Annotated in this window: 23 protein-coding genes; 5 read left to right on the top strand and 18 right to left on the bottom strand. The window is 60.4% G+C overall.

Annotated elements, in window-relative coordinates; all coding sequences use genetic code 11:
* Positions 1-83: 83 nt before the first annotated feature.
* From WFJ47_RS12200 to WFJ47_RS12210, 3 genes are all read right to left on the bottom strand, one after another.
* Positions 84-977, bottom strand: a complete 894-nt coding sequence (locus tag WFJ47_RS12200; RefSeq protein WP_336763331.1) for an FAD-dependent oxidoreductase — start codon at positions 975-977, stop codon at positions 84-86.
* A 23-nt stretch (positions 978-1000) separates the two neighbouring features.
* On the bottom strand, positions 1001-2602 hold the full coding sequence (locus tag WFJ47_RS12205; protein ID WP_336763332.1) for a phytoene desaturase family protein: 1602 nt from the start codon (positions 2600-2602) through the stop codon (positions 1001-1003).
* 165 nt (positions 2603-2767) lie between these two features.
* A complete protein-coding gene (locus tag WFJ47_RS12210) occupies positions 2768-4216 on the bottom strand; it encodes an aldehyde dehydrogenase family protein (protein WP_336763333.1) in 1449 nt (482 codons plus the stop codon).
* Positions 4217-4420: 204 nt separating this feature from the next.
* Here WFJ47_RS12210 and WFJ47_RS12215 point away from each other — a divergent pair, with 204 nt between their 5' ends.
* Positions 4421-5959, top strand: coding sequence for an FGGY family carbohydrate kinase (locus WFJ47_RS12215; protein ID WP_127102100.1), 1539 nt, complete (start codon positions 4421-4423; stop codon positions 5957-5959).
* A gap of 567 nt (positions 5960-6526) precedes the next feature.
* On the opposite strand, the gene WFJ47_RS12220 is transcribed toward WFJ47_RS12215, so the two are convergent.
* The 6 genes from WFJ47_RS12220 to WFJ47_RS12245 form a co-directional block, all read right to left on the bottom strand.
* A complete protein-coding gene (locus tag WFJ47_RS12220; RefSeq protein ID WP_336763334.1) occupies positions 6527-7699 on the bottom strand; it encodes an iron-containing alcohol dehydrogenase in 1173 nt (390 codons plus the stop codon).
* A 1346-nt stretch (positions 7700-9045) separates the two neighbouring features.
* Positions 9046-10068 (bottom strand): isocitrate/isopropylmalate dehydrogenase family protein, encoded by a 1023-nt coding sequence (locus tag WFJ47_RS12225; protein ID WP_127102102.1) that lies wholly within the window; start codon positions 10066-10068, stop codon positions 9046-9048.
* Between the two features lie 32 nt (positions 10069-10100).
* A complete protein-coding gene (locus WFJ47_RS12230) occupies positions 10101-11870 on the bottom strand; it encodes an aminopeptidase P family protein (RefSeq protein ID WP_336763335.1) in 1770 nt (589 codons plus the stop codon).
* A 30-nt stretch (positions 11871-11900) separates the two neighbouring features.
* Positions 11901-12401 carry an N-acetyltransferase family protein gene (locus WFJ47_RS12235; RefSeq protein ID WP_336763336.1) on the bottom strand — a complete coding sequence of 167 codons (501 nt, stop codon included), beginning with the start codon at positions 12399-12401 and terminating at the stop codon, positions 11901-11903.
* Entirely contained in the window at positions 12394-13290 is an 897-nt protein-coding gene (locus tag WFJ47_RS12240) for a 50S ribosomal protein L11 methyltransferase (protein WP_336763338.1), read from the bottom strand. Before WFJ47_RS12240 ends, WFJ47_RS12235 begins: the two co-directional genes overlap by 8 nt.
* On the bottom strand, positions 13287-15554 hold the full coding sequence (locus WFJ47_RS12245) for a UvrD-helicase domain-containing protein (protein WP_336763339.1): 2268 nt from the start codon (positions 15552-15554) through the stop codon (positions 13287-13289). Before WFJ47_RS12245 ends, WFJ47_RS12240 begins: the two co-directional genes overlap by 4 nt.
* A gap of 27 nt (positions 15555-15581) precedes the next feature.
* Between WFJ47_RS12245 and WFJ47_RS12250 the strand changes: the two genes are divergently transcribed.
* A complete protein-coding gene (locus tag WFJ47_RS12250) occupies positions 15582-16280 on the top strand; it encodes a JAB domain-containing protein (RefSeq protein ID WP_336763340.1) in 699 nt (232 codons plus the stop codon).
* 28 nt (positions 16281-16308) lie between these two features.
* Here the strand turns inward: WFJ47_RS12250 and WFJ47_RS12255 are convergent, their stop codons facing one another.
* Positions 16309-17004, bottom strand: a complete 696-nt coding sequence (locus WFJ47_RS12255) for an HAD hydrolase-like protein (RefSeq protein WP_336763341.1) — start codon at positions 17002-17004, stop codon at positions 16309-16311.
* Between the two features lie 31 nt (positions 17005-17035).
* Between WFJ47_RS12255 and WFJ47_RS12260 the strand changes: the two genes are divergently transcribed.
* Positions 17036-17785, top strand: a complete 750-nt coding sequence (locus WFJ47_RS12260; protein ID WP_336763342.1) for a DNA repair protein RadC — start codon at positions 17036-17038, stop codon at positions 17783-17785.
* On the opposite strand, the gene WFJ47_RS12265 is transcribed toward WFJ47_RS12260, so the two are convergent.
* The 6 genes from WFJ47_RS12265 to rpmE form a co-directional block, all read right to left on the bottom strand.
* A complete protein-coding gene (locus WFJ47_RS12265; protein WP_336763343.1) occupies positions 17762-18919 on the bottom strand; it encodes a 5-(carboxyamino)imidazole ribonucleotide synthase in 1158 nt (385 codons plus the stop codon). The genes WFJ47_RS12260 and WFJ47_RS12265 overlap by 24 nt on opposite strands.
* On the bottom strand, positions 18916-19443 hold the full coding sequence (purE, locus tag WFJ47_RS12270; protein WP_336763344.1) for a 5-(carboxyamino)imidazole ribonucleotide mutase: 528 nt from the start codon (positions 19441-19443) through the stop codon (positions 18916-18918). The genes WFJ47_RS12265 and purE overlap by 4 nt, the downstream gene beginning before the upstream one ends.
* Positions 19444-19650 carry a DUF465 domain-containing protein gene (locus WFJ47_RS12275; RefSeq protein WP_127102111.1) on the bottom strand — a complete coding sequence of 69 codons (207 nt, stop codon included), beginning with the start codon at positions 19648-19650 and terminating at the stop codon, positions 19444-19446. It lies immediately after the preceding gene.
* 76 nt (positions 19651-19726) lie between these two features.
* A complete protein-coding gene (locus WFJ47_RS12280) occupies positions 19727-20311 on the bottom strand; it encodes a DUF1013 domain-containing protein (RefSeq protein WP_127102112.1) in 585 nt (194 codons plus the stop codon).
* Positions 20312-20524: 213 nt separating this feature from the next.
* Positions 20525-20998 (bottom strand): Hsp20 family protein, encoded by a 474-nt coding sequence (locus WFJ47_RS12285; RefSeq protein WP_336763346.1) that lies wholly within the window; start codon positions 20996-20998, stop codon positions 20525-20527.
* Between the two features lie 160 nt (positions 20999-21158).
* A complete protein-coding gene (gene rpmE, locus WFJ47_RS12290) occupies positions 21159-21392 on the bottom strand; it encodes a 50S ribosomal protein L31 (protein WP_127102114.1) in 234 nt (77 codons plus the stop codon).
* 233 nt (positions 21393-21625) lie between these two features.
* Between rpmE and mscL the strand changes: the two genes are divergently transcribed.
* Positions 21626-22084, top strand: coding sequence for a large-conductance mechanosensitive channel protein MscL (mscL, locus tag WFJ47_RS12295; protein ID WP_336763348.1), 459 nt, complete (start codon positions 21626-21628; stop codon positions 22082-22084).
* Positions 22085-22146: 62 nt separating this feature from the next.
* Entirely contained in the window at positions 22147-22518 is a 372-nt protein-coding gene (locus WFJ47_RS12300) for a hypothetical protein (protein WP_336763349.1), read from the top strand.
* 117 nt (positions 22519-22635) lie between these two features.
* On the opposite strand, the gene secF is transcribed toward WFJ47_RS12300, so the two are convergent.
* Positions 22636-23574 carry a protein translocase subunit SecF gene (gene secF / locus WFJ47_RS12305; RefSeq protein WP_127102117.1) on the bottom strand — a complete coding sequence of 313 codons (939 nt, stop codon included), beginning with the start codon at positions 23572-23574 and terminating at the stop codon, positions 22636-22638.
* Between the two features lie 4 nt (positions 23575-23578).
* Complete coding sequence (gene secD / locus WFJ47_RS12310; protein ID WP_408868658.1) at positions 23579-25126, bottom strand: protein translocase subunit SecD; 1548 nt, start codon at positions 25124-25126, stop codon at positions 23579-23581.
* Between the last annotated feature and the right edge of the window lie 88 nt (positions 25127-25214).

Genomic DNA, 25214 nt, shown 5'->3' on the forward strand with positions numbered 1-25214 from the left:
GCGGAACCCATCAGGGCCAGCAGTCCAAAACCGACTGCGCAAACAGGCCGGACAGAAGACTGCTCCTGATCAACGTCAGTGTGTCATTTTTCTCTTGCAACACGGGAGCCATCCACAGAGGACACAATGGCCGAGGCCTCAAGGGTTTCGCCCGAGGCCAACTGCACACCATGGACCGATTTGGCGTCATGCAGGATGCGCGTGACCCGCGCGCCCGTGCGGAATACGACCCCGTTCTCCTCCGCCAGCTTCCGTAACGCGACCGGCACAGCGCGTGTGCCCCCGATCGGGTACCAGATTCCTTCATCGACCTGCATATGGGCGATGCCGGTCAGAACCGCCGGGGCCTGGAGGGGGTTTGAACCGACATACTGCGTAAAATGGTCAAAAACCTGCACGGCCTGGGGATTGCGAATACGTTTGCGTATCTCCCTTCCCAATGTGGAATGCATACGCAAAGCCAGCACGTCGCGCATGGTTTCGGGCGAGAGGGTCGCACTGATATCCAGCGTATCACGCAGACCGCCCACCGATTTCCAGAACACGAACCGGCGCGAAACCTCGTGCAGTTTCTCGCTCATGGCCATAAGGTCTTCATAGCCCCTACCGTCGCCAGGCGCGCGACGCTCCAGCTCGGCCGCCATGGTTGCCACGTCCTCGACGAGATCGAGCGCGCGACCGTCATCGAAAAAGCAGCGCCATTGTGGGTCCAGACGCCGCAAGTCGAGCCGATCTTCAAGTCTCGAGCCGCTTTCGCCCATGATCCGGCGCAGGACGGAGGGCAATGTCAGAATGGTCGGCCCCATATCGAAACGGAACCCCTCTTGAGCCCATTCCGCAGCCTTGCCGCCAGTCCACTCATTGGCTTCACACACGACCACGCGGTGGCCACGAGCACTGAGCGTGCAGGCTGCCGCAAGCCCACCCAGGCCCGCGCCGATAATGACAATCGGTGCGTTCTCGTTCTTCGGTTTCATCGTTCTTGTCCCAGGATCGCCGGTTAGAGGCGTGAGCATTCAGGCATGAGCTGCAGTCCCGGCGTCGGAAGATCCGTAACGGGGGAAGGCGCGCGTGCGAGGTCCTTGATCATGAGATCAGCACTGATACGCGCGCCCTCGAAGATGACGGGCAGTCCGCTTCCGGGATGCGTTCCGCCGCCCGCCAGATACACGCCCTCGACATCCTCGAACCGGTTATGCGGGCGCCGATGCAGCATCTGCCCGAGCGAATGAGCGAGATTGAACACAGCGCCGCGATGAACGTCATGGTTTTCCTGCCAGTCATGCGGGGTGATGACTTTCTCGACCATGATACGGTCCTCGATCTCACCGAAGCCCGCATCGCGCAGACGATTGAACACAATCTTCCGGGCCCGCTTCGTCGCCGCCTCATCCCACTCAAAGCCGCCCTCGCGCAGGTTCCCGACAGGCATGAGCACGTAAAGGGCGGTACACCCCTCCGGGGCCTGGCCGCTATCGGTCACGCACGCATTCTGCACGTAGAGAGAGGCGCGCTCCGAGAGCTGCTTGCCTTCCTCGATCTGGGCGAAATTGTTTTCGTAGTCGCTGGACAGGAAGATCGTGTGGTGGGCGTGCTCGGGCATCGTACCGCGCAGGCCGAGATACATCATGAAAGTCGAGCAGGAATATTTTTTACTGGCGAGCGTCGCGTTGCTCCATTTCCGCCGTTTCTCGTTGGGTAGGAGCTTCTGGATGGTCCGTGCGAAGTCCCCATTGACCACCACCGCATCCACGGGGTGGCTGCCGCTCGCCGTTTCCACCGCTACAGCCCTACCGTCACGCGTCACGATCTCATCTACGCCAGCGCTGAGACGAATGGTGACCCCCATGGCGCGCGCAGCCGTGGCCATGGCCTCCATCACGGCCTCGGTTCCTCCAACAGGATGGAAGATACCGAATTCATGCTCCATGAAGCTCAGGATCGTGAAGAGGGAAGGGCAGCGATAAGGCGACATGCCCAGATACTTGCTCTGGAAAGAGAAGGCGAGGCGTGTTCTCGGGTCCTTGAAGTAGCGGGAAAGGTCTTTGTCGATCGAGGAGAAAGGAGAGAGAACCGGCAAGGCGCGCATCATGTCCGGGCGCAACAGGTCGCGCCATGAATTGAACGGGCGTTGCAACGGGGCAATGAAGCGTTCGAACTTTCCTTTGTTGTCTTGCAGGAACCGTCGAACATGCCGCGCGTCATCGGGAGAGATCTTCGCGATCTCCGCTTCCATCTGGGCTGGGTCCGTAGTCAGGGAAAGTGACGGACCGCCCTCAAAAACCAGATCGTAGAGGTGATCGAGGCGTTTGAGCTGTACCATCTTGTCCAGATCAAACCCGCAACGTGTGAAGATCTGACGAATTATCTCAGGATACAGGAAAAAGGTTGGGCCTGTGTCGAACCTGAACCCGTCCATCTCGATGCAGGAAGATCGCCCTCCGATGCGGTTGCCTTTCTCGTAGACCGTGACATGCGCGCCGGCATGGGCGAGAAGCATCGCGGAAGCCAGCCCGCCCGGACCTGCGCCTACCACGGCGATCTGCTTCGAAGCGAGAGTAGGGTCGGTGAGCAGAGACGCCGTACCGGATAGAGGAGCCATTTGGCATTGATCCTTGCGACGCACAGACGGCCCGGAATATTGGCCTGAGGTTGAGGCAACCGGAAGCTTGATCGTTTCCAAATCATTCCGACATCAGAATATTGATGGGACGATCACGCATCCTGTTTCCTGCCGTTAACGGACCGTGATCCATCTGGTTTCACGTTAACGCGAGTTAAAACGCGCATGGAGAACACGGATGCGCGCCGTAAGATGGAGCGCGTTCCACCGCCGAGTGGAAACGGATACAGGGCGGGTCATGGCTAGCAGACCCTCTCGCCCGCGGGTTACACCATGTCCGCTGCATTTGCTGCCACCAAAGCTCAATCGTGGATCGGCACTCGGCACGATCAGGTCATTGACTGTGATGGTGCCAGCTCCGATCTGCCGAGCGAGCCGCCAGGCGTCTCGTCGACTGCCGAATATGCTGGCGCCGAGCACATGGCGCGACCCCCGCTCGAGGGTGAGCGCCTCCGCCATGTCCCGCACGGTGATGAGTGCCAACCAAGGGGCGAAGACGTCCTGATCGGCCAGGGACGCCTGGTCCGATGTCAAGGACAGGATCGTAGCCCCCCCTTCACGCGAGACTGGCGCGCCCATCTGCAGTGCGCGACCAACCAGCGCGTCGACTGCCCCGCTCGACGAGGAGCGGATCGGTGCCTTGTCAAGCAAGTGGCGCAGCAGGGCGAACAATACCGGCTTATGGGTCGCGTCGACAAAGACGCGCCTGGGAGCAATGCAGGTGGCCCCCTGTTTGAGCGTGAGACCGAAATGCAATGCCCGCGCGACCAGCGCCAGATCGGCGCATGGCAGGACAAAAACCGGATCGGCACCGGAAAGCTCCATGATCGTTGGAGTGGCTGTCTCTGCCGCAGCGCGCGCCACTTCGCGACCGGTGGCTTCTGAACCGGTAAGGATAATCAGATCATAGCCCGCTGCACTGGCGGATGGGCCGTCCTCTTCGGGGATGAGTTTGAGCACGCCATGAGGAAGCCCGACCTCCTCGAGGAGGAGCACAAATCGTGCCAGGAGCGCCGTGCGCCCGGGAGCGGGCTTCAATGCCACCGCATTACCCGCAGCCAAAGCCTGAACCACCTGGATGCCAGGGAGCATCAGGGGGTAATTACCCGGAGCGATAATCAGAACGGCGCCTAGGGGACGCCGCCTGACGCGCGTGTCTAGACCGCTCAGCCAGAACGGCCTGCCGAAGGGAGAGAGGCTTTTTTCCTTGAGCAGCCCCACTGCCTTCCTTTCGAGAAAACGGATGGCTGCGATGAGAGGGAGGATCTCCGCCGTCATCACATCCGCCGGGGCATGATCGGGGATAAGGCGGAGCAGTTCGGGAATGACCCTCCAGAGGCGCCGACGAAATCTACGAAGAACCTTGAGGCGCGCTTTTATGGGTACTGCGCCCCATGGCTTCTGACGCCGTTGCAGGGCCTCTCGCAGCGCGAGAGCCGACGCGTTCGTTTCGCGCAATTGTGCGGCAAGGGCGAGTGCTTCGGGCGCAGAGAGCGGCGTGTCGGGCATTGTCCATCCTTGAAAGGCAAGGGCGAAACCCGGGGCAATAGTTTCGGTTCCATGGAGATCGACCAGACGAGGACTTTTCTGCATCCAGAGATGTGATGCCAATCACGGCAATGTAACCCGATGAGTATAGAATAATGAAAATATCATGATGTATGGTCCGCGCAGAAACGACTTGAGATTCTGCGTGCGTCTACCAAAGGAAGATTGCCCACATGCTAGGAGTGTACTGACAATGCTTCCGTTATATGCCCGTCAAATTCCGTCGACTACCACGTCTGGGTGTGGAAGATGCTGAACAAGACCAGAAGGGCAATCCTGGCGATTGATGAAGGGACATCCGGAACGCGTTCGGCTCTCGTTGGGGCGGATGGGCTTGTGACAGCGCTATTCTACGAGCCGCTTTCCGTCGAAACTCCCTCCCACGGCATTGTCGAGCAGGACGCAAATCTCGTCCTGCGCAAGACCCTGGCCGTTTGTCACCGGACAATCGCCGAGGCACAGGAGAACGGAATCGAAATCATCAGTCTTGCTCTTGCGAACCAACGGGCCACCGGGGTGCTTTGGAGTACCAGGACTGGCGAGGCGCTCGTTCCCTCTCTCGTCTGGCAGGATACGCGCTATGCCGAGCGTCTGGCGACGCTCGAGCATCTCTGGGACCGGGAGCTTTTCGAGACCGTGGGGCGTCCGGTAGCCGGCTATGCCCTCTATTACTGGGCGGCGCAGCATATACGCGAGACCCCTGCCGTGATCGAGGCGTATCGGGAGGGTAGCCTGGCTTTCGGGACCGTTGACTCATGGCTGCTCTGGCATCTCTCGGAAGAGAGAATTCTGGCAACCACCGCCACGAATGCAGCCGCAGGGGGAGCGTTCGACTTGCGGCGGAACAGCTATTTCATGAAATGGATCGTCGCTCAGGGATTCCCCCCGGAACTTCTTCCACGCGTCATGCAGGAGAGCGACGATTTCGGTCATACGAGCGCTAGGACGCTTGGGATACGCGTGCCTATCAAGGCGTGCTGCGGGGATCAGCATGGTGGAATGATCGGGCTGGGGTGTCTCGATGCCGGACAAGCCATGTGCCTTCACGGCACGGGGTCATTTGTCGATCTCGTGACAGGGGAGCGTTTGCCCGAAAACACGGGGCGCCATGAGAGCACATTCAGCCTCATCGCCTGGCGTCAGCGCCATCGCTCGACCTATGCCGTTGAGACCTTTGCGGCCACGACGGGCTCTGCCTTGAGCTGGAGTTGCGAGCAGATGGGCTGGTTCCGCAACGCACGTGAGGTGGGAGATCTGGCCTCGACAATCGAGGACTCGCAGGGGCTCCTCTTCATGCCCTCGCTGACCGGCATCAGGGTGCCACAACCCTGTACGGAAGCCAGAGGGAGTGTTTCCGGGCTGTCCATGGCCCATGACCGACGCCACATGGCTCGAGCAATTCTGGAGGGTATCGCGCATGAGGCGGTCTCCTGCGCCGATGCAAGCGCCTCGGTAGCGGAGGTGCCCGTTCGTGAACTGATTGTCGGAGGAGGACTGTCAAGCTGCGCGCCCTTACTGCAGCTTCAGGCAGATCTGGGCGGCATTCCGGTACGTCACCGCCCGAGCTCGGCGCGTGCGACATTGCGCGGCGCGGCGTTTCTCGCGGGGAGCGACGGTACTCTCTGGGGCAGTCTCGGCGAGGCGCGTGATACCTTGCCCGAAGGCAAGTTGTATCTGCCCAAGCTGAGCGCGGATGCACGAATGCAAAAGCGCGCCCATTGGCACGCTGTTGCTGCGGCAGAAACCGAGCGTGTCGCTTCGGGCTATTACCGGGCTGCACGGGGGTGATGGCCTCGTGAGCGATGCGGCGTATCATCTGCGAATACAGGGCGCGCTTACTGGCTGAAGCGCGTTCCAAGCCTTTGTCCGCAAACAGGCGCTCTGCTGCACCAGATACAGGCCTTCACGCCTCGAGATTACTCGGGGATAACAACGTTTCAGCTCAAGATATGCGTCTGAGCCCCCTCTGCCTTCGGTGGCATTGTGTGCCCCACACTATATCGTCTTTGTCACGTGAAAGAGCGCTAGGCCATGGAGGGCGCATTTCTGCACCCGGTGTTGGCGTGCCTGACTGATTTTCTATACCGGATGCGATGCATGGAGGCACGGCGTTTGGTAGAGCGCAATGCTCAGTAGCGGTAGGTCGCTGGTGAGGTGATCCACGCCCGCCGTGGAGGCGGCCCCAGCACATGCATCAGAGGCCAGGCTGCTTCCTCCTCTAGAAGGGCTCCGCCACGCTATCTCTCGGCGCGGCTCCGGAAAGGCCCCATTATTCTTTGTAAAAATGCCGGATTCATGTCGCACGACCGTTGAGAGTGGCGCCCCCGTGATCAGGTCATCGGGGGCGCCGTCTCGTTACATCGCAGCTTCAAAAACGCCGATCACCTGGGCGAGGGTCGCCTTGCGAGGGTTGGTCAGCATGCAGGCATCCTTCTGCGCATTTTCCGCCATGAGTTTGTGGTCCTCTGCCTTGACCCCGAGCTGCGTCAGCCCTGCAGGAATGCCGACCGAGCGCGCCATGAGGACGATGGCATCGATCGCGGCTTCTGCTGCCTCGTCGCGGCTCATGAGCTCTGTGGGCACCCCAAGCAGTCGCGCGACGCGGGCGTAGCGGTCCGCCGCTGCGATCAGATTGAACCGGCAGACATGGGGCAAAAGTACGGCATTACACACACCATGGGGGAGGTTATAGAACCCGCCGAGTTGATGCGCCATGGCATGCACATAGCCGAGAGAGGCGTTATTGAACGCCATGCCAGCGAGATACTGCGCGTAGCACATGGCAACACGTGCCTCCATGTTCTCCCCATGTCCGACAGCCTTGGGGAGAAACTCAGCGATAAGGGTGATCGCCTTCTCGGCGCAAGCGTCCGTGATGGGGGTTGCAGCCGTCGAGACATAGGCTTCTATTGCGTGGGTGAGGGCATCCATTCCGGTCGCCGCCGTGAGGGCCGGAGGCATGGCAACCATGAGGCTCGGATCATCAATGGCGATGAGCGGGGTGCAGCGCCAGTCTACGATCGCCATTTTGACATGGGTTTTCGAGTTGGTGATGATACAGAACCGGGTCATTTCGGACGCGGTTCCTGCTGTCGTATTGATTGCGATCAACGGTGTCATAGGAACCCGGGATTTGTCGACACCTTCGTAATCCCGGATATTGCCCCCACCGGCCGTGACGAGACCGATACCTTTGGCACAATCATGGGCTGAACCACCACCGAGCGAGACGATAAAGTCGCAGCCGTTATCCTGATAGATCTTGACCCCGTCATGGACATTCACGTCCGTAGGGTTCGGCTCGGCCCCATCGAAGATTACCGTCTGAAGTCCATCTTCCAGCAGATAGCCGGAAATGATGTCCGCCACGCCCATTTTCTTCAGCCCGGCATCCGTGACGATGAGGGCTTTTCTGGCCCCTAGCGCCTTCGCGCGATCGCCAGCCTGCCGGGCGCAGCCAGGCCCGATGAGGGTGACGCAGGGTATGAAAAAGCTGTCGGTATGATCAGCGAGAGCCGTGTGTGCCATGATGTCGTTTCTTCCCAATGGAGCAGCAGGTTTCCCGTCCTAAAGCCGACAGGACGGCACCGACGAGTATGCAGCATAAACGTGGGAAAAGTGGAAAGGACAGAATCTCGAATGATCAATAAAACTCGATCGGAAGGTCAATCTGTATTTGTCACAGATCAAATATAATTCTCAATATGAATGAAAAAACAGACAACGCAGGTATTGTTTATTCTTTGGCCTGGCCCGACCGTGCTGAAGGCCAGACCATCGTGACCACGTTCTCGGAGAGCGGCGCAGGGTGAAAACGCACGAGATGCCAGGCCCACCTGAGGCGGCTTTGAACATTCAACCGATGGCTCCGGCGCCCATGCTTCTTGTCGCACCGGGGCGGGAGTCAGGAGGGGACTGCCGACGTATTTCGGGTCGCTTCTCCCCGCGTCTTCAAATCACGCGAACCAAGGGCGGCGAAGAGGGAGATGTTCCAATGCCCAATGAGGCCCGGCGGGGCTCGTGGCTAGGCATCCTTGGCCGCTCTCGCCCTGAGGTCTGACCCCACTGGAGCTTTGCTTGCTTGGTCGAATACGCCCGGGAGCAGTCCAGGGCCATGGTGTAGCTCGGCTCGATCCGAGGACTGTCGACGGTCCGAGGAGTGACCGGGGGGGGCGCAAAGGGTCAGGAAATCCGGCTCGTGCGGCCAAGAGCTCGTCATAGATGCGCGTTAGGGCCGAGCTGTCCCGGCAGGGCTAAACCATGGGATACCGGGCTGCTGTTTTCATAGGCCTCGCCAAATGGCTCAAGACTCGTGCCCGTATTCGGATCATGACCCTCACTGTCGCCGGTCGAGATATTGATAGTCCCAACGTAAGGGAGCATCAGATGTGCAGAAGGGTCGCGCTCGGGTGCAGTCCTCTCCAAAGGGAGGGGCGCCGGCGTCCAGCCAGACCGCCCATGGACGTCGATCGTCTCAGTTGGCACGTAGCTGTATGGCGAAGAGGCCGTTGATCCGGACGCGGGCTTGATCTGTGCCGTGCGTGGGGCGGCGAACGCCCCGGGCAGCGCGTTGGGTAGTATGAGAATCAGGGTGAAGCAAATGCCTGCATGACATGCCAAGACGTTATGCCCCTTCATGATACTCATATGCGCTGCGAGGCTCCCTCATTGTTTAGGCGCTGATGATCCAACGACGCGATAGCGGATAGCAAAAGGAAGAGTAAACGCTCTGGCGGAGCTGGGGCCGTAAACACCGGCAGGGAGGCGAGAGAGGGGCAGTCAAGGGCGACCGGAGGAAGCTCGTGCCTCCTCTCATGTCTTTCTGTGAGAATCCAGGCAGGAAAGCTTTTCGAAGCGTCCCCTGCCTATTCTGATCAAAGTGCGGTGAGCAGGGCCCGAGTCAGCTCGGCCGTGCCTGTTTCGCCCCCTAGGTCACGGGTGCGTACGCCATCCACGCGGATCACACGGTCGATCGCATTATCCACACGTGTTGACAGATCCTGACGTCCAACATGGGCCAGCATCATGCTCGCGGCCATCAGCATGGCCAGCGGGTTGGCAACCCCCTTGCCTGCGATATCCGGAGCCGAGCCATGCACGGCTTCGAAAATCGCGGCATCGGGACCGATATTGGCACCGGGGGCCATGCCGAGTCCACCGACAAGTCCGGCCGTGAGATCGGACAGGATGTCGCCGAACAGGTTGGTGGTGACGATCACATCATACTGCCAGGGATCGGTCACGAGCTGCATGGCGCAGGCATCAACAATACGCTCGTCACAGGCAACGCGACCCTCGTATTCCTTCGCGACCTTGCGCCCTTCCTCAAGGAAGATGCCACTGAAGATCTTCAGGATGTTGGCCTTGTGAACCAGCGTGACCTTTTTGCGGCCATTGGCAACGGCGTACTCAAAGGCAAAGCGCACGATACGTGCGCATTCGCTGCGCGAGTTGAACCCGGCACCATAGGCCAGGCCCTTCGGATCATCGCCGACGGGCAGGTAATGCTCCATCGCGGCATACAGGCCCTCGATGTTCTCGCGCACCACCACCAGATCGACCTTGTCGAAGCGGCCACCCGGCACCACGGTGCGCGTGGGGCGCAGATTGGCATAGAGACCGAATTCCTGGCGCATCGTTACATTGACGGATTTGAACCCTGCACCCACGGGCGTGGTGAGCGGGCCCTTGAGGGCCAGGCCGGTCTTGCGAATGCTGTCAAGTGTGGGCTGCGGGAGGGGCGCCCCGAATTTCTCGATCGCGCCCAAGCCGCCCGACTGGTGGTCCCATGCGAAGGGCGCACCGACTTTCGCCAGAATCTCGACAACCGATGCCGTGATCTCGGGGCCGATACCGTCGCCTTCGATAAGGGTCGCGGGGATCATGTGATCAGCCATTGGTCATTCCTTTGTCAGTTCGTGAACGGGTGTCAGTGCGCAATCGGGGCACAGGCTTGTGCAAGCCAGCTCCGGTCCTTGTCGTCCAGAAGCGGCCCGATGCGCGTGAACGTATCCTGATGATAGGCATTGAGCCAGCGCAGCTCGTCGGGTTCCAGTAACGATGCCATGATCAGCGTGCGGTCGAATGGCGCGTAGCCGAGGACCTCGAACTCCAGAAACGGCGTGCGGGATTCAATGGTGGCCGGTTTGACCAAAAGCAGGTTTTCCAGCCTGATTCCATAGGCCCCGGGCAGGTAGTACCCGGGCTCGTCAGACAGGATCATTCCTGCCTCGAGTGCGATGGGCCGCGCGACGGAACTGATGTTCTGCGGTCCTTCATGCACCGACAGATAGCTGCCAATGCCATGACCCGTGCCATGGTCGTAATCGAGCCCGGCCTGCCACAGGGCGTAGCGCGCCAGGGAGTCGAGACGATGACCGGTCGTCCCTTCAGGGAAACGCGCCCTTGCAAGCGCTATATTGCCCTTGAGAACACGCGTAAACGCCTCGCAGAGCTCGTCAGGCGGTGCGTCCGGTCCGTTCCAGAGGGTGCGGGTGACGTCGGTCGTCCCGGCGTCATATTGCCCACCACTATCGATCAGATAGACCTGATTGGGCTCGAGGACGCGATCAGCGTCGGGCAGGGCACGATAATGGGGAAGGGCGGCGTTGGGCCCGACAGCGGAGATCGCCGGGAAGCTCTCGCCATGATAACCGGGCGCCGCCCCGCGATATCCGTCGAGGATCTCGGCGAGCTCGGTCTCGCGCAGCCCCGTGCCATTTTCGGACACAAAACGCAGGAACCGGCAAAGAGACGCTGAGTCGGTTAGATGGACCTTGCGTGCGCCCTCCTGCTCGACGGGGTTCTTGCAGGCGCGGGGCAGGGCGCAGAGATCGGCCCCCCGTACGAGCGTTGCGCCCGCATCGGAAAGTTTCTGGATGAACCAGAGCCCTGTTTGGGCCGGGTCGAAACGCACTACCTGTCCGGAAAGGGCAGCCAGACGGTCCGGCAATTCATGGGGCGGAAGGACCGAGACGTTGCGAAACGAAATGGCCGCGTCAGGGCTGACCCGCGTGATGTCAATGAAGACTTCCAGCGAGGCATCATGATGCAGGATGCCGAAAGCCAGAATGACCGGTGTGTGCGGGACATCGTCGCCGCGGATATTGAGCAGCCAGGCCAGGGAAGTCGGATCGCAGACGAGCATCGCCTCCTGACCTGCCTTGCGCAGGGCGCCGCCTATCTTGCGTCGCTTCGACAGACTGCCTTCACCACTGAAGGCCTCGTCTTGGTAGCGCATCTCCGTCTCGGGTGGCGCGGGCTGGTCGACCCAGACAGCATCGATCGGATTGTGCTCGAGGGGTACAAACTCATAGGCCGTTGAGGTCAAGGCGTTGAGCTGCGCTTCACCGACGAGTCTGGGGTCGTAGCCGATCCTCAGACCCTGTGCATTTTCCGTCAGCCAGGTTGCGGGAGGCTCCTTGATGAGGTGCAGCAGGGACCATTGCGCGGAATCGACCTGATCGCGCAGCTGGCTGGTATAGCGGCCATCTGAGAACACGGCGGCCTTGTCACGAAGCAGGATCGCCATGCCTGCGCTGCCGGTGAAACCGGTGAGCCAGGCCAGGCGCTCGGCATAAGGGGCAACATATTCGCCCAGAAACTCGTCACCACGCGGCAGGAGGAACCCATCCACTTGGCTGGAATCAAGCTCCTGTCGCACAAGTGCCTGACGTTTGGCGAGGGGGATGATGCTCATCGCTTGATCTTTCTCAGTGCGTCCCGCTTGTCACGGGGTGTCGAAAAGCCGGTACATGAAGATGAGGTCGAGCCAGCGTCCGAATTTCCGGCCCATCTGGGGCAGAGGCGTGCTTTCGCCAAAACCTGCCGCCCGGTGCAGGGCAATGGAGGCAGCGTTACTGGCCGTGATGGCCCCGACAAGGACGTGCATCCCTGCCTTCTCGGCATGCGTGACCATCGCATCGAGCAGGAGCCTTCCAATGCCACGACGCTGGGCATCGGGCGAGACGTAGATCGAATGCTCAACGGTTTTCGCATAGCCCTCATAGGCACGGAAAGGACCGTAAGAGGCAAAGCCGAGGACGGTCTCACCATTGACCGCGACGGTCACCGGAAATCCGGCAGCCTGACGTTCGCTCATCCATTGGCGACGCTCATCCAGCGTCCTCGGTGAGGTCGCCCAGATGGCCTCAGAGGTCGCTATCGCCTCATTGGTGATCCGCAGGATGGCAGGCAGATCGGCCTCGGTGGCGGCACGCAGCTCAATCACGGCGGCGCAAGACGAGCGTGGACCACTCGCCCTCATAATACTGCTTTTCGAGCACAAGGCCCTGCCGCCTGTGAGCGGCCATGACCATGCGTGCCTGTGTCGTGAGCAATCCGGCCAGAATGACCGTGCCACCGGGCGCCAGATGGGTGCCCAGCGATTTCGCCATCTTGCAGAGCGGGCGTGCCAGGATATTGGCAAAGACAAGGTCATAGGGCGCCTTCGCACGCACCTCGGGTGTCAGCCAGCCATTGCCAAGGCGGGCATCGATCAGTGGGCCGATCCCATTGAGCCTTGCATTGCTCGCGGCGACCCGAACCGACCAGGGCTCGATATCCACAGCCAGAATAGGCTTGTGAAAGAGCATGGCGGCCGCCATCGCCAGGATCCCGGAACCACACCCCATATCGAGAATACGCGCAGGCTTGCGCCACGCAATGTCTTCGAGCGCGCGAAGGCAGCCTCGTGTGGAACCATGCTCTCCCGACCCGAAGGCGATCCCGGCATTGAGCGTGATCGTCAGGCGATCGCGCTTGTGGCTGGGGGCAAGATGCGTGCCACGAATGGCAAAGCGACGCCCCACATCCTGCTGGGGAAAGGCCTCGTAGGTTCGAGCCAGCCAGCCTTCGGCTTCCGTACGCTCGCGAATGAGCTCGGCATCGACGCCTGTCATCAGGCGGGCAAGGGTCAGGGCGCGGGCGAGTTCATCCTCGGCGTGACCGACATCCTTGACGCCTTCAACGCGCCAGATGTTCTGATCCTCATTGGCCTCGAAAATGCCGACAGTCGTACAGACGGTCAGGAAGGCCTGCTCGAAAAGCGGCACCGCCTCATCCGCAACGGTGACGGAAATGGTTTCGAGCGCCGAGGCATGTCGTCTGGATGCACTCACGAGACCTGTTCCACAAAATGCGCCATGATGCGTTTTTCACCTGCTTTTTCAAAGTTGATGTGCAGCCTGTCGGATTCGACGGCCAGCACGGTGCCATAGCCGAACTTCTGATGAAAAACGCGGGCTCCCGGACCAATTCCGTGTGAGGCATCGGGCAGAACATCCGTGACACGCGGCGTTGGTCGCGTATAGCCGCCCGAATAGCCGGGGCGGGGTCCCGCCATGCTGCCAGCGCGCGTGCTCGAAACGGGGCCGGTGGCGAAGAGTGAGGCATTCTGCGCGGCGAGCTGCCGACGTTCCTGCATCGCCTGGCCGCTATGCTCCACGGTTTCGGCAGGAATTTCATCGATGAAGCGGCTGGGCATGGAGTCCTGCCAGTTCGCATAGATGCGACGGCGCGCCGCATGAAGAATCACAGCGCGTTTGCGCGCGCGGGTAATACCGACATAGGCAAGGCGGCGCTCTTCCTCGAGGCTTTTGAGCCCTCCCTCATCGAGGCTGCGCTGGGAAGGGAAGACGCCCTCCTCCCAGCCGGGCAGGAACACCGTATCGAATTCCAGGCCTTTGGCACCATGAAGGGTCATGAGGCTGACCGTGTCCGAGCTGGCCTGATCCTCGGTTTCTGTCACCAGAGCGACGTGCTCCAGAAAGCCTTCGAGCGTGCCGAAATCGCCAATGGCGCGAAGCAGCTCCTTGATATTGTCCAGGCGTCCCGGCGCCTCAGGCGTCTTGTCGTCACGCCACATCTGCAGATAGCCGCTTTCTTCGAGCAATTGCTCGGTCGCGACCACATGACCTTCGCTTTCGCGCGTCGTACGCGCTCGCTCGAAAGCCTCCATCAATCCGGCCAGAGCCTCGCGGCCCTTGCCTTTGACCTGGCCCGTTTCCAGCGCGTGGGATACGCCAGCGCTCAAAGGTGCGTTGAGGAGGCGCGCCTCATGATGCAGTTTCTGAAGCCCGGCCGCGCCGACGCCGCGCTTGGGTACATTGATGATCCGCTCGAAAGCGAGGTCATCTGCGGGCTGCGCCAGAACCCGCATATAGGCCATGGCATCCCGTATCTCGGCGCGTTCGTAAAAGCGCAATCCACCGACCACGCGATAGGGCAGGCCGAGCGTCAGGAAACGTTCTTCAAACGGGCGGGTCTGAAACCCGGCGCGCATCAGGATCGCAATCTGGGACAAGGGGTGACCGTCGCTGCGCAGTCTTTCGATTGCCCCTGCGGTCAGTCGGGCCTCCTCGTCTGAGTCCCAGACACTGATGATCTGGACTTTCTCACCCTGGGCATCTTCACGACCCGGACGCAATGTCTTGCCCAGCCGGCCGGAATTATGAGCGATCAGCCCTGAAGCTGCAGCGAGGATCTGAGCTGTCGAACGGTAATTACGCTCCAGACGCACGACCTTTGCACCCGGGAAGTCCTTCTCGAAGCGCAGGATGTTCTCGATCTCGGCGCCGCGCCAGGAATAGATCGACTGGTCGTCATCACCCACGCAGGCGATATTGGACGGGCCATGATCGCGCTTGGCGAGAAGGCGGAGCCAGAGATACTGGATGGTGTTCGTGTCCTGATACTCATCGACCAGGATATAGCGAAAGAGCCGGTGATACTGGGTCAGTACATCGGGCTGTGTCCGGAGGATCTCGAGCGTGTGCAGCATCAGATCGCCAAAGTCACAGGCATTCACGGCCTTGAGCCGGTCCTGATAGGCGGCATACAGCTTGCGCGCCTGACCACCGGCGAACTCTGTGTCCTCGGCCGCCGTCACCTGCTCCGGGGTAAGACCTCTGTCCTTCCAGCGCTGGAAAATGCCGAGCAGGGCCTGAGGGGGCCAGCGCTTGGTGTCAACGTGATAGGGCTCCATGATCTGCCGTGTCAGCCTGATCTGGTCGTCCGTATCGAGAATGGTGAATCCCGTGGTCAACCCCACATACTCAGCGTGACGACGCAGCATGCGCGCGCATAAAGCATGGAAGGTACCGAGCCATAGCCCGTCAGCCGTCTCCCCAAGCAGGGCACCCACACGCTCGCGCATCTCACGCGCCGCCTTGTTGGTAAAGGTCACGGCCAGGATCTGATAGGGCCGGGCGCGTCCTTCAAGCAGGATATGAGCAAAGCGTGTGGTCAGCACACGGGTCTTGCCCGTGCCGGCGCCGGCCAGGATCAGAAGCGGCCCTTCGGTGGTCTCGATGGCTTCACGCTGCTCCGGGTTCAGCCGGTCGAGATACTCGGGGGAGGAGGGTGAGATCAGGGATTGCGTCACCCGCCCGATATAGAATGTAATGGCCTCATGGCCAAACCCTCATTTCCAACCGATGGAAAGAACCTGCTGCGCGGGACCGGGCCGCAGGGGCACCGGATGCGTATGCGCCATCGCGTGCTGAGTAACGGGGCGGAAGCATTGGCCGATTATGAAGTGCTGGAGATGCTGCTTTATTACAGCATCCCCAGACGGGATACGAAGCCTCTGGCCAAGGCGCTGCTGCACCGGTTTGGCTCGCTTGCAGCGGTGTTTGGGGCGCCCGGGCCAGAATTACGGGCCGTTGGCATAAACGACCAGGCGATGCTTTTGCTGAAATTTCCACCCGTTGTGGCGGAGCGTCTGGCGCTTGCTGAGGAACGGCTGCGCCCGATACTCGGCAGTTGGGACCAGCTCTGTTCCTATCTATCAGCAGCGATGACCAGTGCCGTGCCGGAGCAGTTTCGTCTGCTTTATCTCGACAACCGCAACCGGCTTCTGGCTGACGAGCCGGTTGATGATTTCACGACAACTGCACCGATCTTCAGGCGGGCCCTCGCCTTGCAGGCCGTAGCCCTGATTGGCATCCAGAAAACCCTGTCGAGCTTCAACGCTGCGACCTCTCCGCTGAGGTTGTTTGCGCGCCGTCTGGACGGGGAGACAGCCGCGCTTTCGATGAGGCTGCACGACGTCGTTGTCGTCAGCGAGCGGCGCACACCGCTCAGCCTCAAACAGAAGGGTCTGTTTTGAAGCGAGGCGTGCGACAGGGCGTGGCGGGTCAGTGTCGTGCGAGCGCCGCAAACTGACTGATGATCGCCCCGCCCAGATCCTCAGGACCCGGTACCAGTATGTCCGCCCCTGCTTCAGTCAGTTCCTTTTCTCCGCCATAGCCCCAGAGCACCCCGATGCCTCTCAGGCGATTGGCATGCGCTCCAGAGATGTCGAACCGCCGATCGCCGATCATCAGGGTACGATGCGCCTGCAGCCCCTCTTGCGCGATGATCCGCGCCACCATTTCCGGCTTTTCACCGCCACTATCGTCATCCGCCGCACCATGGATACGATCAAAGCAGGAGACGAGCCCGTGAGTTGCCAGGATCTCGCGTGCGAGGCTCGCAGGCTTGGACGTGGCCGTGAAAAGGCGGATGGGAGATCGAGCCAGCGTTTTGAGCAGCTCTGCCATATGCGGAAACACGGGCGTCTGGAAACGGCCGGTTTCGTCATAGAAACGACGATAGAGAGAGACGGCAAGGGTCACGCGGTCATCGCCATAGGCGCCGATGACCTCAGCCATCAACTCGGCCAGAGGCGGGCCCACCACCCATGTCAGGTCGATCGAGACATCCGGCGCGTGTCCAAGAGCAGCGATGACCTGGTGCAAGGTCGAGATGATCCCGATACGGGAGTCGATAATCGTGCCATCGAGGTCAAATAAAATGGCATGATCACTCGTATATGCGTCGAATTCTGACATAACTATCCCGGTATAAAGTGGCGGGGCGCCGTTGAAAGAAGTAAATGATATCTCAGGATCAGGTAAGCAGGATGTCGCCACCGGCGCGCGCGATTCCGATCCCGCCGCCCCGAACTGGGTCGAAATTCCCCCGCGCGCACTGATCGCAGGGCAGGGTCAGGTCCTCTCCGACGAGGTGCTGCTGCGCCTTTTTGCCGAATCGCTTGGTGTGATCGGTGAGGATGCGCAGATTCTTGTGGACGCGTTCCTGATCCGCTTCGGATCCCTTGCCGCCATCTTCGCCACAGAAGACCGGGCCCTGAATGGCATCCTGCATATCGGCCCGCAGATACGCGTCGCCATACGTCTGGTTCAGGAGGCCGCAATCCGGCTCAGCCGGGCCCGTATGGGCCGTGATGACATCTTTACCAATCGCAAGCTCATGGTCGATTACCTCGTCTCGCGGCTCGCGAGGGAGCCTGTCGAGCAGTTCCGCATTCTCTTTCTGGATGAGCGCAATCGGCTCCTGGCCGATGAGGCTCAAACACGCGGAACGGTCAATCACACACCCGTTTATCCGCGTGAGGTTGCACGCAGAGCGATGGAGCTTGGGGCCAGAAGCATCATACTCGTCCATAATCATCCAAGCGGCGACCCGACTCCCTCGGAGGCCGATATCGCCATGACGCTGGATGCACAGCGCGCTGCAGCCCTCATAGAGGTACGGATTGCCGATCATTTCATTATCGGCAATGGCGCTTATGTGAGCTTTCGCGATCTACGGCTCCTGCGCGATCTCTAGAGCTGGTTTCAATGCCTGATCGAAGCGCGCGGCAATACCATAGGGGCCTGGCAAGGCACCAAGGGGGAAAAGCGCATTGACATGGCCCATTTTCCTGCCCGCTCGGGTTTCGTGCTTGCCGTAGAGATGTAGCGCCAGACCCGGCTGCGCCAGGACGGCGTCGCACAGCCCCACGCCCTCAAAACCAATAAGATTTTTCATGGCGGCATCGCTATGGCGGAAGGGATCGGGCAGGGGCAGCCCGGCAACTGCACGGATATGCATCTCGAACTGATCGATCAGACAGGCATCCATGGTCCAGTGACCTGAATTATGCGGTCGGGGGGCGATCTCGTTGACGAGCAAGGCGCCACGCGCAGACACGAACATCTCGACCCCCATTATCCCGACAAGGCCGATTGTGGTGGCGATATGGGCTGCCAGGCGTTGCGCTTCTTCCGCGAGGGCGACAGGGATACGGGCGGGGGCGAGGCTGTAATCCAGAATTCCGTCGCGATGCTGGTTTTCCGTCGTGCTGAAGCAGCGTATTTCTCCTGCCTCATTTCGCGCCACCATAACGCTGAGCTCGCGTTCGAAATCGACAAAACCCTCGGCGATCAGCGGATATGGCAGATGGGCGGCCAGGGCGTCGATGGCTTCCTGATCTGCAATACGGAACTGGCCCTTGCCGTCATAACCGAAACGCGTCGTCTTCAGGATGAAGGGAAATCCGAGGGATGCCACAGCCTCGGGCAGGGCATCGCGATCCGGCACGGATACCCAGTCTGCGACAGGGATGTCGTGATCACCCAGAAAGCTCTTTTCCAGAATACGATCCTGGCTGATAGCGAGAATGCTGCCCGCGGGATGCACTGGACAGAGAGAGGCAAGAAGGTCGAGCCCAGATGCCGAGATGTTCTCGAACTCGAAGGTGATGGCTGAAACGCTCTGAGCAAAGGCGCGAAGCACCGCTTCATCGTCATAGGCGCCGATCGTGACCCGATGAGCGGTATCCTGCGCCGGAGGATCTGGCTCGGCACTCAGAACATGCACATGATAGCCGAGCCGCGCCGCCGCCATGGCGGACATGCGCCCGAGCTGCCCGCCGCCAATGATCCCGATAGTCGCCCCGGGGGCGAGGGTCGTCAGGCTCATGATTCCGGCGTGTCGGCTACCGAAGCCGTCTGCATGGCGCGCCATGTATCAAGCCGTGCCCGGACGCCCTCATCCTGAAGAGAGAGGATCGAGGCAGCGAGAAGGGCCGCATTGATCGCCCCTGCCTTGCCGATGGCCAGCGTTCCAACCGGTACGCCACCGGGCATCTGAACGATGGAAAGAAGGGAATCCATTCCCTTAAGCGCATGGGATTCCACAGGGACGCCCAGAACGGGCAATGTGGTCCAGGCTGAAACCATGCCTGGCAGGTGAGCCGCTCCCCCCGCGCCGGCGATGATCACCTGCAAGCCACGCCCACGGGCGGATCGTGCATATTCGGCCAGACGATCGGGCGTGCGATGGGCCGAGACGATGCGCGTCTCGAAACTGATATCGAGCTCAGCAAGCTTCTCGGCGGCGAAACTCATGGTGCTCCAGTCCGACTGGCTTCCCATGATGATGCCGATACGCGGGGTCTGAGCCGCATCCGTCGTCTGACGGTAGAGATCGAGTTCTTCGCTCATTCAGGCAATATCATCCGGTATAAGGCGGTTCTCGATGAAGTTGATCTCGTCCTTGAGGAGGAGTTTCCGCTTCTTGAGACGCTGCAGCTGCAACTGATTGAGAGGGTGCTGCACCAGGCGGTCGATTACCGTGTCGAGATCGCGATGCTCGCTGCGGAGCTCATGCAGACGGCGGAGCATGACTTCATGGTCAACATCAACAAGCATCGGTTTCTTTCCGCTAGACTGTCAGGCTCTGACCCGTAAATCTTACAACAGGGTCGTTCGCCGGTGCCATCTCTTCTTAGTCCTGACCGTCGTCAAAGTCTGACATTTCCGCGACAACCGGCACCGTGTGGCCTTCACGGGCCAGACGCTCATTAGCGGCCTGCACGGCGGCGTTCAGGTCGGTCTGGCTGCAAAGCCCGAGAATGACGGGATCGCGGGGCTTGATGTTGGCGCTGTTCCAATGCTGGCGGTCGCGCACCTTGGCGATAGTGTCCTTGGTGGTACCCAGAAGCTTGATGATCTGCAGTTCCGAAAGCTGCGGAAACTGACGAAGCACGAAGGCAATCGCGTCGGGCCGGTCATTACGGCGTGCGATAGGCGTGTAGCGGGCTCCCTTGGCGCGGCGCGCTACCGGATTTGCCTTGGCCGAGAGCTTGAGACGCAGATCGGCATTGCCCTCGCAGCGCGTGATCTGTTCCTGCGTCAGCTGATTGTTTTTGACCGGATCGTAGCCATTGATGCCCGCAGCCACCTCACCATCGGCAATGGCCTGCACTTCAAGAGGATGCATGCCACAAAATTCGGCAATCTGCGTAAAGGTGAGGGCGGTTTTGTCGATCAGCCATACTGCGGTGGCTTTCGGCATAAGCGGCAAGGTCATCTCGGTCTATCCTGCGTGAGGAGCAAGGCTCCAGCAGGCACCGATTCAAATGTCCTGCTCCGGAAGGTCCGGAGCCATCTGCGCGGCACCTGCTGGATGCACTGCAAAGTTAGCGCTGGTATGGTCTGTCGAGTGCGGAGGGGTCAAGCCCCTCGATGACAAATCGCCTAAAAATATGAACCCCGGACCTGGCGGGGGCCGAGGCTCAGGACTTCACGCAGCGTGGCTGACATTCACATGGTTCGGAGCGCTTGTTGCGGGGGCCGGACCCAGTGAAATCGGGATACGCCGTGGCTTGAGGGCCTCGGGGGTGACCTGTCGCACTGTGATGGTCAGAAGTCCATTGATCAATTCAGCACCGGCAATCTCGATATGATCAGCCAGGGCGAAACGCCGTTCGAATGCTCTTGTGGCGATGCCACGATGGAGCAGCTCGCCGGCGCGATCGTGACGCGGCACACTGCCTTTGATGATCAACTGGTTGTCGGCGAGGTAGATCTCGACATCATCGGGGCCAAACCCGGCCAGCGCCATGGTGACACGATAAACGTCATCCGAGGCTTTTTCGATATTGTAGGGGGGATAGCTCGCATGGGCGGGCGCGTTGGATACCGCATCATCGACGAGACGTGCCAGGCGATCAAAGCCGATGGCTGAGCGAAAAAGCGGAGCAAAATCGTAGGACATGATGTGAACCTCCTTCAAGGCAGATCCATCAGCGCGCCTCCTCACGGGCCGGCGCGACTGCATGAGGGTAATGCGGCAACCCCTGTCGGGCATTGCCGCTCCCTGCATGTGGGATCGTTTCCGGGCAGGACAAGAGCCTGCCCGGGAAGGAGCGCCAGGATTACTTCTTTGCGGCGCGTGCCCCGATTCCGGCGAAGCGCTTGTTGAACTTGGCAACCTGGCCCCCGGTGTCGAGCATGCGCTGGACGCCAGTCCAGGCGGGATGCGACTTCGGGTCGACGTCGAGACGGAGCGTGTCGCCAGCCTTGCCGTAGCAGGAGTTCGTCTTGAACTCAGTACCATCGGTCATGATGATGGTGATTTCGTGATAATCGGGGTGAATGCCGGATTTCATGGGGGTGTCCTCGTTGGAATGCTCCGATGCCGACCGGAGCGGATGGCGGGGCTATAACGGAAAGAAACGGTGAGGGGAACGACAAAAACGCAGAAACTTTTGGCTACGCTATGTTTTTTCTATCGATCCCTCCACCTTTAGCCCACATTCTGAGCCCGCCATGCGTGCCGCCTCCATCTTGTGTGGCCATGCGGCTCATTTCAAATCTTCCACCTTTCAGGAGAGAGTCATCGATGTCCGATCTCAGATCAAAGCTGCACACACCGGGATGGGTCGCGGAATTTCAGAAATTCATCATGCGTGGCAACGTTATCGACATGGCGGTCGGTATCATCATCGGTGCGGCCTTCACCTCGATCGTGACGAGCCTTGTCAAGGATATCCTGACCCCCGGGATCGGGTTGCTGACCGGGGGGATCGACTTCTCCAATATCTTCGTCACGCTGAAAGGGCCGGTGCTGCCCACCCTTGCCGAAGCTCAGAAGGCTGGCGCCGTTACGATCAATATTGGCGTCTTTCTGAATGTAGTGATTCAGTTTCTGATCGTGGCTTTCGCCGTGTTCTGGCTCATCAAGCTTGTATCTCGTTTCCAGCGCAAGCAAGAGGCGGCCCCTGCCGCTCCCCCGGCCCCGACGAAGAGCGAGGTCCTGCTGACCGAAATTCGCGACCTGATCGCCAAGGATGCGGGCTGAGCCGTTCCTCAACTGGGCGCGTCACCCTTGGCGCGCGCTTCTGTTCGGCGCATGATCCTTTCATGCGCCGCTTACTTGTCCCCATCACCATGACGGTCCTCCTCTCCCTCACGGCGTGTGCCGGGCAGGGAGGAGACCATCTGATGCAGAACCGCTCGCCGAGTGTTCTGCTGACGAGCTATGCTATTGCGAATGGCATGGCAGAACATGGTCTGATTACGAAGATCCTGCAGCATCAGGCCACGCGCGCGGATATCGCGAAACTGATTGCCATCGACCACAACACCTGGATTGCCATCAGGCAGGCAGCCTTCACGCCAACCGATGATAATTTCCGTGCTGCAGATGACGGAATTCTGCAGATCCTCAGCTACTCCACGCCTGTCTCGCAGCCTGCGCCGAAGGGCGATAGCAAGAGCGCGCCAATCCCCTGAACGCTCGTCGTGCTCTTCGGGTGTGACTGCCGTCTCACGCAGCATGCATGAAAAAGGCGCCCATGAGGCGCCTTTTTGCATTGAACCGGGAGATATGCCGGTAATCCTGTAATGCCCTTAGACCGGCCTGCTGCGACGCAGGCGTTTCTCTCCCATAAGCAGCAGGAGCGGCGCGGCGATGAAGATCGAGGAGGACGTTCCGACAACGATGCCGAAGAGCATGACTGTCGCAAAGCCGGAAAGACTGTGCCCGCCAAAGATTGCGAGGGGCAGTGCGGCAAGGAAGACCGTCATGGACGTGCCCAGTGTGCGATTCAGTGTTTCGTTGATCGAGAGATCCAGCAAATCGCGAAGCGGCATGGTGCGGTATTTGCGCAGATTTTCGCGCACACGGTCATAGACGACCACCTTGTCATTCGTGGAGTAGCCCAGGATGGTCAGAATTGCCGCCACCATCACGAGATCGAACTGGAACCGTGTGATGGCGAGAAACCCGACAGTCTTGGTCAGATCCAGCACGAGCGTGATCACGGCACTAACCGCAAATTCCCATTCAAACCGCACCCAGATATAGACCAGAATCATGGCCAGGCTGAGCCCGAGAGCGAGAAGACCGTTACGGAAGAGCTCACTCGATACCGATGCGCCTACGGCGTCCGCCCGCAGGACCTGCGTCCCGGCCTGAGCCTCAACCACAGCATGACGCACGGTATCGACCAGGCTCTGCGTCGCCGCTTCCTGATTGGGCCCGGCGGGCGGCGTATCAAGCTGGATCAGTACATCGCGGTCACTGCCGAATTTCTGTAGTCCTGCGGCAGAGATCCCATGGGCGGCGAGGGCGTGACGCAGCTTGTCAAAATCGGCTGGACCCTGCGTCTGGGCTTCAACCACGATTCCGCCGCGGAAATCGAGGCCAAGCTTCAGCCCAGGAACGAAGAACAGCACCACAGAGAGCGCCGAGAGAATGGCCGAAGTCGCAAGGCCCGCGAAGCGGCCGCGCATGAACGGGATATGCTTGTCTTCACGGACGAAGCGGAAAAGGGGACGTGAGAGCATCGCTTCAGACCGGCAGTTCAGTGGGACGGGTGAGGGCGTACCAGCGCACCATGAGCAGGCGCGAGAGCAGCATGGTGGTAAAGAGCGTGGTGACGATACCGATCGTGATCGTCAGGGCGAAGCCTCGCACCGGACCTGTACCAAAAACGAACAGCATGACATGGGCCAGAAAGGCTGTGGCATTACTGTCAATAATGGTGGACGACGCACGCTCGAAACCTGCTTGCATGGCTGCAAGAGCCGTCCGTCCGCGACCGACCTCCTCACGGATACGCTCGTTGATCAGGATATTCGCATCCACCGCCATGCCAAGCGTCAACAGCATGCCTGCCATGCCGGGCAAGGTCAGCGTCGCTTCGAATAATGACAGAATGGCGGTCATGAGCACGAGGTTCGCCAGGAGCGCAACATTCGCGTAGAGGCCAAAGCGCCCATAGAACAACGCCATGAACAGAATCACGAGCACGAACCCGATGCCAAGGCTGATTGCGCCGGCGCGGATCGAATCAGCGCCGAGAGAGGGCCCAATGGAACGCTGCTCGATAACGGCCAGCGGGGCGGGCAGGGCACCCGCACGCAGCATGAGCGCGAGATCGGTTGCTGCCTGAGCCGTGAACCGACCGGTGATCTGGCCACTCCCCTGGGTGATAGGCTCGTTGATGACCGGCGCCTCGATCACTTTATTGTCCAGTACGATCGCGAAGCGTCGCCCGACATTCTGCGTGGTTGTCTGGGCAAAGGCGCGGGCACCCGCCCGGTTGAATGAAAAGCTGACCGCCCACCCACCGTCTTTCTGGTCGATGGTCGTTCCTGCATTGGTGAGGGCTGCGCCATCTACCTCGACATGATCCATCACGGGAAGCAGGACGTTGTTATCGCTCATATCAGGCAGCATGGTTGCACCTGGCGGGGCCACGTTGCCGCCCGCACCATTGGCGAGCATCCGAAATGTCATCTTGGCAGTGGTACCGAGAAGCCGCTTGATGTGCTCCGGATCACTGATGCCCGGCAGTTCAACCACAATGCGGTCATCACCCTGACGTGTGATTTCCGGGTCAACTGCTCCCGTTCCGTCGATACGGCGGCGCACAATCTCGATCGACTGACTGACGGCCTCGCGAGCCCGTTGTTTGAGAGCGGCCTCGTTCAGAGACAGGGTGATACGTCCCTGATCCTGGGCTGCCGCGACGTCGCCGCCGTTGCCTGTCAGGGCGGAGAGGGCGGTCAGGCTCGCCTGTGCCTCGTTGGCGTCGCGCGGCAGAAAGCTCAGTACACGCGCGCTGCCATCCTTGTGGAAATCGCGATAGCCGAGATTCTTTTCGATCAGGACCTGCTTGACCTGATCTTCGAGCCCCTGAAGGCGGTCATCGACCAGGCTCTGCTGGTCGAGTCGAAGAAGCAGATATGAGCCGCCGCGCAGATCCAGACCGAGATGGATCTGGTGCCATGGCAGCTTGGCCGCGGGCGCACGCATGAAATTGGGCAGGCAGAGCAGGAGACCGAGGACACAGACCCCGAGAACTCCCAGCATGGTGGGCCGACTATAGTACATCATCGAGCGGAGCGGCGTCCTTCTTGTAACGACCGGAGATCAAAAACTACCGCAGGGCGGTCAGGCAGCGGGAAGATGCCGGGTGGCG

Source organism: Asaia sp. VD9 (assembly GCF_037150015.1).
GTDB lineage: Bacteria > Pseudomonadota > Alphaproteobacteria > Acetobacterales > Acetobacteraceae > Asaia.